We start from the raw sequence: 11,573 nt of genomic DNA, 5'->3' as shown, positions 1-11,573 counted from the left end.
GGCCGCTGCAGCCGCAGCACCAGTTCGATCAGCTCTTCCTTCGTCAGGCGCTGCAAATCAGTGCGATCCATGGCCCCATGGATTCAGGAATTGCGCCTGATGACAAGGGCGTGGGTAATTACTGTCTTTGGTTGATAATGCCGGCGTGTCAATGGGAACAGTTCTTGCGCTGGCCCCAAGGTCGTCCGTACGGCCCTGCAGGATGCCTCTTCGGTCGCCGGCCTGCTCGTCACCACCGAGGCCATGGTGGCCGAGCTGCCGAAGAAGGAAGCCGCTCCGGCGATGCCCGGCGGCGGCATGGGCGGCGGCATGGGAGGCATGGACTTCTAACGTAGACACGTGCGGTGCGGGGCCCTGGAGAAATCCGGGGCCTCGCTTTATGGCCTGCCGGCCTCTCACCGAACAGCTGCGGCTGCTGACTGTGTCGCAGCACGGGAGCCTCGGATCCTTATTGGATCATTGCCTGGATTGATCCGAGGCCTCTCCAGGCAACTCCACCTATTCATAAACCTTGGGAAAGAACGGATTGCACTGGCGCCAAGCTGCCGGGGCCTACAAGAGTAGTCCTGAGCCCAGCGAGAGCGCGGCTTGCCAGCCGCGCTCTCGCGGTAGGGTCGTTTCAGTCTATCCCTTGGAAACGCACCGCTGCATGACCCGTGCGAGCCGTTGCGAAAATGCCCTCGCATCCGCCGGCAACTCGCCATCAAGGATTCGTGCCTCGTCCAGCAGGAGATGCGCGGCATCTTCACGGAGTGTCTGCTCGGCATCTCCGAGATCCGCCAGGGCGACAATGAGGTTGTGGTGTGGGTTGATCTCTAAGATTGGTTTTGCGGCCGATCCCAGTTGTCCTGCCCGTGCCAGGAGCCGTTCCAGCTGCCGGTCCATGCCGGTCTCAGATGCTACCAGACAGACGGCGCTTTCCGTGAGACGCTCGGAAGCGCGGACATCGGCGACGGTATCCCCGAGGGTTGCCTTCACAACTTGAATGAAGCGCGTTACCGCCTCCGTTGCCGGCGCGTCTGCATTGTCCTCGGAATCAACCAACGGGATGAGCGCCAGATCCGCGGCGCCCCGGGTGACGGACTTGAACGGCTTGCCCTCGTAGTCGACGCCGGCCGTGACCCAGAAGCTGTCGACGGCATCCGGAAGCAGAAGGACTTCAATGCCACGCGCCCTGAAGCCTTCAAGCTGAGGAGAGGCCTCGAGACGCGCAAGATCAGTTCCTGTCACATAGTAGATGGCCGTCTGGTTCTCCTTGAGGGAGCCGATATAATCCTTGAGCGAGCGCCACCCGTCTCCGGAGGCAGTCGTCTTGAACCGCGCCAGTCCCAGCAATATCGAGCGCCGCTCGAAGTCCTCATAGAGCCCTTCCTTCAGCACCGGGCCGAAGGTCTCCCACACCTTGGTATAGGCTTGCGGATCGTTCTGCGCGAGCTTCTCGAGCTCGCTGAGCACCCGGTTGGTGACGCCTTTCTTGATCGCAGCCAGAAGAGGGCTCTCCTGGATCATCTCGCGCGAGACGTTGAGCGGCAGATCGGCCGAGTCGATGAGCCCGCGCACGAAACGCAGGTAGCGTGGGACGAGCTCGGCCTCCTCGGTGATGAAGATCCGCTTGACGTAAAGCTTCATCCGCCCGTGGCGATCGGGATCGAACAGATCGAAGGGCTTGGAGCTCGGCACGAAGGCCAGGGCCGTGTACTCGTGGCGGCCCTCGGCCCGGAAGTGCACCGTCAGGGCCGGCTCATCGAACTGATTAGCCACGCTGCGGTAGAAGTCGGTGTACTCCTCGGCCGTGATCTCGGCTCTTGGCTTCACCCAGAGAGCCGCTCCATCGGCGACTTCCTGCGGCTCCGCCCCGGGCTTCTCGACAAGAGAGATCGGCACGGGGACATGCCCCGACTGCTCCTTGACAATGCGCTCAAGCCGGTAGCGGTCGATGTAGGATGTGGCATCCTCCATCAGGTGCAGGATCACCCGAGTGCCGCGGGTCGGCGCCTCATCCAACGCGATCGCCGCGACCGTGTAGGAGCCCTTGCCATCGGAAGACCACACCGTCGCCTTGTCACTGCCGGCCCGGCGTGAGATGACATCAACCCGCTCGGCCACCATGAAGGCCGAGTAGAAGCCGACACCGAACTGCCCGATCAGCTGGGCTCCTTCGCCGCCCTGAGCGGCCTGAATCCGCTCCATGAAGGCTTTCGTGCCCGAGCGGGCGATGGTGCCGAGCGCCTCGACCATCTCGTCCCGATTCATGCCGATGCCGTTGTCCTCGATAGTGAGGCGGCGGTGGTCGGCATCGATCAGCAGCGTGATCCGAGCCTTGGGATCATCGCCGAGCAGGGCGGGATGGGCGATCGCCTCGTAGCGCAGCTTCTCGCAGGCATCGGCCGCGTTCGAGATCAGCTCGCGCAGGAAGATGTCCTTGTCGGAATAGACAGAGTGCACCATCAGGTGCAGCAGCTTGGCGACATCGGCCTCGAAGGTGTGGCTCTCAGGGGCGGGCGTGGTGTCAGCAGTCGTCATGGCATGCAATGAATGGTGTTGGTCGGGCGGCGATGAGATGGCGGCCTACAGTCAAGATTTCAAGGCTTGGATCAACCCCGGATGAGGCAGCACCTCTGAGATATGGTTGCCGTCGGCTAGCGTGCCGAGCGGAACCGCTCGAAGGCGGTGATCCTCTGGGTGTAGGGCTCGACCTCGCGCCGGTAAACCTCGCGCCGGAGAAAGGCGAGTTCGGCCTCGCCGGCCTCCTCGTCAACCTCCACCCACCACGATTTCGGCCGGCCGTCGGTGCCGTCGTTCCAGCGGTATCCTCGCGCCTTCAGTACATCCTTCATGTCGAACGGGCTGGCCTCGGCCCAGATGCGCAGGAGCACCTTTCGTGCCGAGGTTAGCAGATGCCCGAAGGGGAGCCCGGCCTCGGAGGGCAGGGGGGAGGCCAGCACCTCGAGCAGGGCGTGGCAATCCCCGACGGCCCGGTGCCCCTGGTGGAACCAGCCGCTCTGGGTCAGGAGGTACCCGAGCTTCGATCCCTCAAAGCCGAACCCGCTCCAGGCGATCTCGGAATGGGAGCAGGCCCAGGCCTTGACCTAGAAGCCCCTGGACAGGCGCTCACAGAAGGGGCGATCGAAGCGGGCATTGTGCGCGATAATGAGATCCGCCGCCTCAATGAACCGCTCGACCGCCGCAAGATCGAGCGCCTGGCCCGCAACCATCTCGGGCGTGATCCCGGTCAGGCGGGTGATCTCCGGGCTGATCGGCACGCTCGGCTCGCGCAAGCCATTGAACGTGCCGATCACGTCCCCGATCCGGTCTTCCTCATTGTACAGAAAGGCGACCATGCCAAGTTCGATGACTTCGTCCCGTGTGTGATCGAGGCCCGTGGTTTCGGTGTCGACGATGACGGCGATCTTCTCGCTTTCACAAGGCCCACGCGAAACGACGACAGGCCGGGGCTGCAAGCGGCGGAGAACGCGATAGTCACCGGTTGCTTCCAGCATCCGGGCAGCAGTCTCATGATCAGGAGCTGTGAAGGATTCGCGGCGTGGCCTGGCCTTGACGATGATCTCGTCCGCGGGCTTTCGGATCGGGCTTGGCGGTGCGTCGTAGTCCAAGAAAAGATCGGCTTGGCCTCGCATTCCCGCACCTTCCACCTGTGGCAACAGGCTCATGCGTGAGCCTGGCGGGGCAGATTAGAAGGTGCGGGTCGCCAGATCGTTAATGCACAAGGTCATGAGGGAGGGAGTAAAACCGTGGAGTGGGTGGTTTGTCCTCCATCCGTGCGGGCCAATCAGATAAAGATTGAAATGGGAGCACCTTGAAACTGGTCCGGGTTTACGATCTGACTCTTGTTTTCCCGGAAGCCCAATACGATTTCACGTGGTCCTGACGATGAATCGGACCCATGACCATTCATTTCCCCTTCGACAATACCTACGCACGCTTGCCTGACAGATTCTACGCGCGCGTAGAACCGACATCTGTGACGGCTCCGAGGCTCATCCGGCTGAACCGAGGTCTCGCCTTACAGCTCCGCCTCGACCCCGATCGCCTCTCCAGTCCTGATGGGGTTGAGCTTCTGTCTGGCAACTGGGTTCCGGATGCGGCGGAGCCTATCGCCATGGCCTATGCCGGGCACCAGTTCGGGCAATTCGTACCGCAACTCGGTGACGGCCGGGCCATTCTTCTCGGTGAAGTGGTTGATCGAGACGGCATCCGCCGGGACATTCAGCTCAAAGGTTCAGGTCCGACACCTTATTCGCGCCGCGGTGATGGGCGTGCGGCGTTGGGGCCTGTTCTGCGCGAATACCTCCTCAGTGAAGCGATGGCGGCACTTGGGCTACCGACAACGCGGGCGCTCGCCGCCGTCTTGACGGGAGAGACGGTTGTCCGCGAGACGCTGCTTCCCGGGGCAGTTCTCACCCGGGTGGCTTCGAGTCATATCCGGGTCGGCACATTCCAGTTCTTCGCAGTCCGGCAGGATGTGGAGGGATTGCGCCTCCTTGCGGACTACGTCATCGGCCGGCACTACCCACAGGCTTCCGAAAGTGACCGGCCCTATCGCGCACTCCTGGACCAGGTCATTGCGGCCCAGGCAGATCTCATTGCCCGTTGGCTGCACGTCGGCTTCATCCATGGTGTCATGAACACCGACAACATGTCCATCGCGGGCGAGACGATCGACTATGGTCCATGCGCTTTCATGGACGCCTATGATCCTGCAACGGTCTTCAGCTCCATCGACCAGCACGGCCGCTATGCCTACGGCAACCAGCCGCGCATCGGCCTCTGGAACCTAACCCGGCTGGCCGAGGCGCTTTTGCCGCTCCTGTCCGAGGACCAGGAGAAGGCTGTCGCGGAAGCGAATGAGGCGCTCGAAGCCTTCTCAGGTAAGTTTGAGGCAGCCTATCACGCAGGGCTCAGGCGCAAGCTCGGGCTGCTGACGGAACGCGAGGAGGACCCGACGCTCGCCGGGGATCTTCTGAAGGCCATGGCCGAGAACCAGGCGGACTTCACCCGGACTTTCCGGCGGCTGAGCGATGCCGCTGCCGGACCCGAAGCGGACGAGGCCGTCCGAGACCTCTTCATCAACCCGCTTGCTTACGATGCCTGGGTTGCTCGCTGGCGCGAGCGGCTGAGCCAGGAACCGCAAGACGCTGCAACCCGCCAAGCTGCCATGCGAGCCGTCAATCCGGCCTATATCCCTCGCAACCACCGCGTGGAGGCTGTGATTCAAGCTGCGGTGGAACGGAACGACTTTGCTCCCTTCGAGGAACTTCTGATGGTCCTCTCGCAGCCCTATGAGGATCAGCCGACGTTTGCTCACTACGCCGACCCGCCGGAGCCGAGCGAGCGCGTCTATCGGACGTTCTGTGGAACGTGAGGCGGGACAAACTACAAGCCCCCAGACTTGATTATTGGCAGCTCAGGATCGAGAACGCCTGCGCTTTTGGCAATCAACCCCAGCCTTTGATCCCCATCAGCCTGTCTTTGGGCCCAGGCGTCTCGGGCGCACCTCGAGATGACGGCGGGAGATCAGACCGATGCTACCCAGAGGAGCCCAATGGGTCCACCGCGTTTCCGGTCCCCAGTGCCATTGCCCATGCGGGGTCAAACCAAGGCGGTGGCCCTGCGCCCCAATATCAACGCCGATTGGCACACGAGTGACGCTCTGGTGCTCCCATTCGTGACGTTGGTACCGGATCTCCCGTCGGCAGTGGGGGCAGCGTGACGCGAGAACCTTTCTGAAGGGCCATGGACTGTCTGCGAGGTCAGAAAGAGCCACTTGAGCCCTGGCATACGCTGTCGCATAACCCGGCATTGCCTGGATCGCCTCAACGTCGATTAACTTTCTCTGGGGCGTTTCGGCCCTGTAGGCGAGGAGGACCCTCTTCCGGCAGGTGCGATGCCAACACTGGTCTTCACGAAGCACGAGCGTGACGATCCCATGTCGGCCATTCCCATACCAGTGGAGCTGACCGCTGAGCGCACCAGAGACAAATTCAGGGATGCTCAGCGACAAGCCATCGATATGCACCTGCGCGTCTGGCTGACCATCCTGATCTTTCCCGATCGCGGTCCTGAAGGCCGGCAGAGACGGATCGGGCTTAAGCCAGTAGCGATGCAAGGCTGCGGGCTCGTGAGCAACCAGCCAAAGGGCACGGATGCCTGAGGCTGCATAGCGCTCCTGCCGCTGACGGTAGGTTTCCTCCCCCTGCAGCTGGACCTGGGCCTCAAGGGCGATACTCCATGACTTGCCGGGCCGGCGGCACAGGACGTCAGCCCGCCAGTCCTGACCATCCGGCGTCCTCCCCGATTGCTCTGGGAGCGCGTCCCAACCTGCGGCTCGGGCTCCCATCAGGCTCTGTGCTTTGATGTGAAGATGAAGGTCGCTTTCCTTTGCCCCTACAAAAGTCTGTCCAGGAGGATGAGCGAAGAACCGTGTTCCCAGGCGGGAGACCTTAGGGATGGCTCGTCCTTTCCCATGAGGCATCCACGCATCGCGGTTTCGTGCTGACCTCAGGCACTCCCAGTCGTGATCGGTCATTAAGGGAGCTACAAGAGGTTCTCCTGAGTGGGTGTAGGCGAGCAGCGGCATGGTCCATGCTTATACTATCTCGAGATGTTTGTATGGCGCCGCTCTCTAGGATCGCCTGCGCTCACAGCATAGAGGTACTGGCTTCGCTATTGATCACGTTCCGGAGTATGTTGCGAGCGCAGATAGCAGCCTTGCGCAGAAGCTGTTTCAGCTTGGCGAAGGTCTGCTCGACTGGTTCAACTCCGATGGGTCGGGGCGGAGGTCCGTCCCGAGGGTGACGCTGTTCGCAACACCAACTTGCCCGTGGTCTCGCCCGCCTCCAGAGTTCGATGCGCTTGAGCCACATCGTTCAAGATAAAAGAACGTACCTTTGGCGCTTGAATGCTCCCTGCTTCTATCCAGGCGGTGAGATCATTCACAGCAGTGTGCAGCAGGTCGGTGCGGCCAAAGAGAAATGACAAGTTGAACGCCACCACGCCTTTGTTCTCGCTTGTCATCACCAGTGGATTGAAGCGCGGCATCCGCAGCATTCCAAGGACGGCCTTGAGGTAGTTGAAGCGCCCACCCTGTTTGGGCAGCAAAGTATGAAAGCCATAAACCAATAGCTTCCCCGTGGGCTTCAGATGCGCATAGCTTTGCGCCAGGGTTTCAGGGCCGTTTGCATCAAAGACCAAGTCGTATCCGTCAGGGCAGAGGCGCTTGGCTTCCAGCCAGAGCGGCTGAGTGGATTTGTCGATCACGGCGTTTGCGCCAAGCTGTCGCACATATTCGACCTTGTGACTTCCTCCCACTACGCCGGTTACGTGCAGATTGTGCAACTTGCACAGTTGTATGAGCGCCGAACCCACTCCGCCGCCAGCCGAATGCACAAGCACCCTCATGCCGGGCCGGATCACCACGTTCTGCAACAGCCCATGATATGCAGTCAGGTATACGGCCAGGAAACCGGCGGCTGCCTCGAAATCCAGAGCCTGAGGCTTAGGCCACACCAGGTCTGCCGGGGCACACACATGCGTGGAATACCCGTTGAAGAGAGTGACGCCAAACACCGGGTCGCCGGGCTTCACATGCTCGACCTCATGGCCAACCTCTTCCACCCAACCTGAGTATTCGAAGCCGGGCGTGATCGGCCAGCCCACAAATCGGCGCGCCGACTCGTACACGCCCCACCGCACACAGATGTCGGCGTAGTTCACCCCCACTGCCTCGGTGCGGATCAGAACCTGCCGATCGCCAGGTTTCGGCACTGGATGACTTTCGAGCCGAAGCTGCTCGTAACCGCCAGCCTTGTGAATGACCACTTTGTACATGGGTTCTGACGGCATCATCGTTCCGCCTACAGTTTCGGCCTGGAGTTCCTGTGCTGCCCCTGGAGCCATTTATCTTGTGTGTCGGCGCAAGGCTCCGACGATTGGTCCTATGGGCATGAGCGAGCCCATCCGCTCCAATGAGGGGGCATAGAGGCTGGAGACACTTCCGTCCAGGAACAGAGCATTGTCACAGTCCAACTCATCCCGGAACAAGCGAGCGAAGGTGCTGAACGTGACCGGATCTTCCGAAATCGCGAACACGACCGTGCCTTGGCCTCTCACACCAATGCCATTTCGGATCTTGCGCGAAGTACTTTGTTCTGAAAACTGAGGGTGGATTTGCCCGTTGATGACGAGCATCGGACCCGATTGGGTGGCAAAATCTGGCCTGATATTCTGCTTCAGAAAAGCGCCTGTCTCGAGGACGCCTGCCTGACGGCCTTTGACATAGAAGATGCCGTTCGGTTTGAGATGGAAGTTTCCGGGACCGCTCCTTGTGTTGGCCGCCTTCAGCTCCTTTCCATCCTCGACGTAAAGTCCCACGGGCGAGCGATCCTCACGGTACATGCCGGCGTTCATCGCGAAAGCGACGCGTGAACCCTCCGGTGTCTCTTTCAGCCGATCGAATGAGCCCAGCACATTCCCGTCCGGCCCGCGCCAGAACAGCCTCACCTCGTATTTTCGGAGATCCGCCGTGCAGATCACGAAGGTGCTGTCGGCATATTGGATTGGCCGACATGGTTCTCCATCAGGCTGAGCCGCCGCTCGTCCGGTCAGCAGTCCAACCGAACCGAGGATTGCAACCAACATGATGGCCGTCCAGGAAAGCGACCGACCCGGAGTGAGTCTGATCGATATCATTTGCTGCCGAGGTCCTTTCAGCATCCGAGATACCGTTCCCGCAGGTGAGCGCGGAAGATCTCTGCAGTGAGCGGACGCCCGGTTGCGGCAACCAGAAGCTGATCGGTGCTCATCAGGCTTCCCTTCCCATGAACGTTGGAGCGCAGCCAGGTCCGAAGCGGCGTGAAATCGCCCTTCGCCAAACCCGGAAGGATCTCCGCATCGGTCTGACACGCCGCCCTGAAAAGTTGGGCCGCCGTCATGGCGCCAAGCGTGTAGGTCGGGAAGTAGCCCCATGCCCCGCCGGGCCAGTGGATGTCCTGCAGGCAGCCCAGGCTGTCGTTGGGCACCGTGAGACCAAGGAGTCTTCTGACCTCGTCGTTGAAGACGGAAGGTAGATCCTGGATCTGGAGGTCGCCGGCAATCAGCGCCTTCTCGAGCGTGTACCGGACCAGGATGTGAGCCGGATAGGTGATCTCGTCCGCATCCACGCGGATGAAGCCCGGCTCCACCTTGGTCAGGATGCGATGGAGATTCTCCGGACTCCAGGCCGGGCCCTCTCCCTGGAAAGTCTCCCGCACGAGCGGAGCGAGATCGGTGACGAACTCCCAGCTCCGGCAGGCCTGCATCTCGATGAGCAGGGACTGGCTCTCATGCAAGCTCATGCCGCGCGCAAGCCCGACCGGCTGACGGCGCCACGTCTCCGGGCGGCCCTGCTCATAGAGCGCGTGCCCGGTCTCGTGAAGTGCGCCCATGAAGTTGGCCTCGCTGTAGCGGGTGGTGATCCGGACATCGCCCGTGGATCCGCCGCAGAACGGATGCAGGCTCACATCGAGCCGCCCCCGGCTAAAATCGAACCCGGCGGCCTTCATCAACCGCTCGCCGATGCGTCTTTGATCATCGACAGGGAAGGGGCCGTCGAGCGGCTGGATGGCAGGAAGCCCCTTCTGGCGCTCCTGTGCCTCCTGGATCAGGGCCGGCAACTCGGCACCGAGTTCGGCAAAGAGGGGGTCAATGGCAGCTTGGCGAAGACCAGGGTCGTAGCTGTCAAGGAGGGCGTCGTAAGGGGACAGCCCCAACGCCTCGCCCTTGGCCTGGCCGATTTGCTGCTGGAAGGCGAGCACCTGCGACAGGTGCGGCAGGAGCAGGGTGAAGTCGCCGTTCTGCCGGGCCTCGCGCCACACCAGCTCCGCCCGGGAGACGGCTCTGGAGCTGGCCTCGACGAGGTCCGCCGGAACCGCGGCGGCATGGAGGTAGATGCGCCGCATCTCACGCAGGTTAGCGCGCTGCCACTCGTCGAGACAGTCGCTGTCCTGATCCGCCTGATCCAGGAGGTCGCCCGTGTCGAGTGCGGAGAGGAGCTCGTGGGCAATGCCCTTGAGGGTCGCAAGCTGATCCGAGCGACCGTCAGCAGCTCCGTCCGGCATCAGGGTTTCGGCATCCCATTGCAGAATGCCGATCGCATCCTCGATCGAGCTGATGCGGGCAAAGCGTTCTTCCAGCGTCTTGTAGGCTTGCATGGGGGCGTGAATTCCGTTTCGGGTTGATCTCGCGGGCTGCTGTGTGGGTGGAGTAAATCCTCAGCCGGCACGGCTGAAAGCACCGGCTGCATTTGAGCCTGTCTCTGAGGCGCTGTTCCGCGCCTATTCCGGCTGCTTGTGGATCGGATCGACCCAGTAGACCTCCTCCGGCCGTTCGACCGGGTCCACATCGGTGATGTTCACCACGACGGCTTCGTTGTCACTGCGCACCAGGACGCATTCGAGAGACTCGTCGGGACTAGCGTTGATCTCCTGATGGGGCACGAAGGGCGGCACATAGATGAAATCTCCTGGTCCGGCCTCCGCGACGAATTCCAGCCGTTCGCCCCAGCGCATGCGAGCCTTGCCCCGCACCACGTAGATGACGCTTTCCAGCTCACCGTGGTGGTGCACTCCGGTCTTAGCATTCGGCTGGATCGAAACCGTGCCCGCCCAGATCTTCTGTGCGCCCACCCGCGCATGATTGATCGCGGCCTGCCGAAACATGCCCGGAGTCTGGGCCGTGTTCGGATCGAGGCGGTCGCCTTTTATCACTTGGACGCCATGATTCTTCCAGTGCTCGTGCTGATCATGGGCGTTGTCATGGCTGTGGTCTGTCATGGCACTCTCCGCCACGGTTTTGGCGTGTGTCCTTACTGAAGATTATGAGCATGGAGACCAGGAGTGAAGAGGTGAGCGCAAGCCTTCCGTGTGCCGCTGTACGGCTCGCCAGTCACATGCTCCATCAGGCGACGTGGGGTCCGTCTCGCCACAGACTTCTTGTCAAAACAAAGCTTTATGCGAAATGTTATCTCGTAAACTTGCCGAGTAAGATAGGCAACAAGACAGGCGCCTCCTCCACGAACCCGCGAAACAGCATACAGGCTACGATCGAACCTTTCCCTAGTTTCCGATGTTTACCAAGTTGACATAGCAGGTCGGAGTGCTCACCTTAGGAGCGACAAGTCCGATTTGGCGAGCAGCGTACAGGCGATCTCGCAGCGGACCTCGCTGGCCACCTGCCGGAACGTGTGGCCTTCGGCTTTCAGATGCCGGTGCAGGGTCCGGCGGGATACCGCGTAGCGGCTGGCGACCGTGTCAGCCGTACAGGGATCCCGGATGAGCTCGACCCGAAGCATGCGCCGCATCTCATCGGTGAGTAGCTTTCCCATCGCATCGGTCTAGCCTAATCAAAGCACCCGTGCTTGATCGAGTGGGTCACTCTCTTGACAGTTTGGGTCGCCGCTAAAATCCGCCGCATTCAAGCCCGAAGATCCCGCCTGTTGCCGGAAGTTCCGCCTGGCAACTTTCTCTCCCTCGGAGACTACGCTCCCTCCCAGATCCCCCACTGGCGAGGGAGCGTTT

At 61.5% G+C, this 11,573-nt stretch carries 8 protein-coding genes and 1 pseudogene; 2 read left to right on the top strand and 7 right to left on the bottom strand.

What is annotated here, in order from left to right; all coding sequences use genetic code 11:
• Positions 1 to 624 precede the first annotated feature (624 nt).
• Together htpG and ACS5Q1_RS07230 are read right to left on the bottom strand one after the other, a co-directional pair.
• A complete protein-coding gene (gene htpG / locus ACS5Q1_RS07235; protein WP_473097527.1) occupies positions 625 to 2,523 on the bottom strand; it encodes a molecular chaperone HtpG in 1,899 nt (632 codons plus the stop codon).
• 116 nt (positions 2,524 to 2,639) lie between these two features.
• A pseudogene (locus tag ACS5Q1_RS07230) lies at positions 2,640 to 3,638 on the bottom strand (3'-5' exonuclease).
• A gap of 266 nt (positions 3,639 to 3,904) precedes the next feature.
• Here ACS5Q1_RS07230 and ACS5Q1_RS07225 point away from each other — a divergent pair.
• Complete coding sequence (locus tag ACS5Q1_RS07225; protein WP_473097526.1) at positions 3,905 to 5,383, top strand: protein adenylyltransferase SelO; 1,479 nt, start codon at positions 3,905 to 3,907, stop codon at positions 5,381 to 5,383.
• A gap of 522 nt (positions 5,384 to 5,905) precedes the next feature.
• Positions 5,906 to 6,172 (top strand): hypothetical protein, encoded by a 267-nt coding sequence (locus tag ACS5Q1_RS07220; protein ID WP_473097525.1) that lies wholly within the window; start codon positions 5,906 to 5,908, stop codon positions 6,170 to 6,172.
• A gap of 602 nt (positions 6,173 to 6,774) precedes the next feature.
• Here ACS5Q1_RS07220 and ACS5Q1_RS07215 read toward each other — a convergent pair.
• From ACS5Q1_RS07215 to ACS5Q1_RS07195, 5 genes are all read right to left on the bottom strand, one after another.
• Positions 6,775 to 7,848 carry a synaptic vesicle VAT-1 family membrane protein gene (locus ACS5Q1_RS07215; RefSeq protein ID WP_473097524.1) on the bottom strand — a complete coding sequence of 358 codons (1,074 nt, stop codon included), beginning with the start codon at positions 7,846 to 7,848 and terminating at the stop codon, positions 6,775 to 6,777.
• A gap of 69 nt (positions 7,849 to 7,917) precedes the next feature.
• On the bottom strand, positions 7,918 to 8,658 hold the full coding sequence (locus tag ACS5Q1_RS07210; protein ID WP_473097523.1) for a phosphodiester glycosidase family protein: 741 nt from the start codon (positions 8,656 to 8,658) through the stop codon (positions 7,918 to 7,920).
• Positions 8,659 to 8,726: 68 nt separating this feature from the next.
• Positions 8,727 to 10,208 carry a carboxypeptidase M32 gene (locus ACS5Q1_RS07205; protein WP_473097522.1) on the bottom strand — a complete coding sequence of 494 codons (1,482 nt, stop codon included), beginning with the start codon at positions 10,206 to 10,208 and terminating at the stop codon, positions 8,727 to 8,729.
• Between the two features lie 123 nt (positions 10,209 to 10,331).
• A complete protein-coding gene (locus tag ACS5Q1_RS07200; RefSeq protein WP_473097521.1) occupies positions 10,332 to 10,829 on the bottom strand; it encodes a cupin domain-containing protein in 498 nt (165 codons plus the stop codon).
• Positions 10,830 to 11,155: 326 nt separating this feature from the next.
• A complete protein-coding gene (locus ACS5Q1_RS07195) occupies positions 11,156 to 11,380 on the bottom strand; it encodes a helix-turn-helix transcriptional regulator (RefSeq protein ID WP_473097520.1) in 225 nt (74 codons plus the stop codon).
• Positions 11,381 to 11,573 lie beyond the last annotated feature (193 nt).

The organism is Microvirga sp. GN3 (assembly GCF_055792825.1).
This window is presented reverse-complemented; position numbering and strand designations above follow the sequence as displayed.

Bases quoted from the DNA above. Each gene is read 5' to 3' on its own strand.
- htpG (WP_473097527.1), bottom strand. From the start codon at position 2,523: ATGACGACTGCTGACACCACGCCCGCCCCTGAGAGCCACACCTTCGAG.
- ACS5Q1_RS07225 (WP_473097526.1), top strand. From the start codon at position 3,905: ATGACCATTCATTTCCCCTTCGACAATACCTACGCACGCTTGCCTGAC.
- ACS5Q1_RS07220 (WP_473097525.1), top strand. From the start codon at position 5,906: ATGCCAACACTGGTCTTCACGAAGCACGAGCGTGACGATCCCATGTCG.
- ACS5Q1_RS07215 (WP_473097524.1), bottom strand. From the start codon at position 7,848: ATGTACAAAGTGGTCATTCACAAGGCTGGCGGTTACGAGCAGCTTCGG.
- ACS5Q1_RS07210 (WP_473097523.1), bottom strand. From the start codon at position 8,658: ATGTTGGTTGCAATCCTCGGTTCGGTTGGACTGCTGACCGGACGAGCG.
- ACS5Q1_RS07205 (WP_473097522.1), bottom strand. From the start codon at position 10,208: ATGCAAGCCTACAAGACGCTGGAAGAACGCTTTGCCCGCATCAGCTCG.
- ACS5Q1_RS07200 (WP_473097521.1), bottom strand. From the start codon at position 10,829: ATGACAGACCACAGCCATGACAACGCCCATGATCAGCACGAGCACTGG.
- ACS5Q1_RS07195 (WP_473097520.1), bottom strand. From the start codon at position 11,380: ATGGGAAAGCTACTCACCGATGAGATGCGGCGCATGCTTCGGGTCGAG.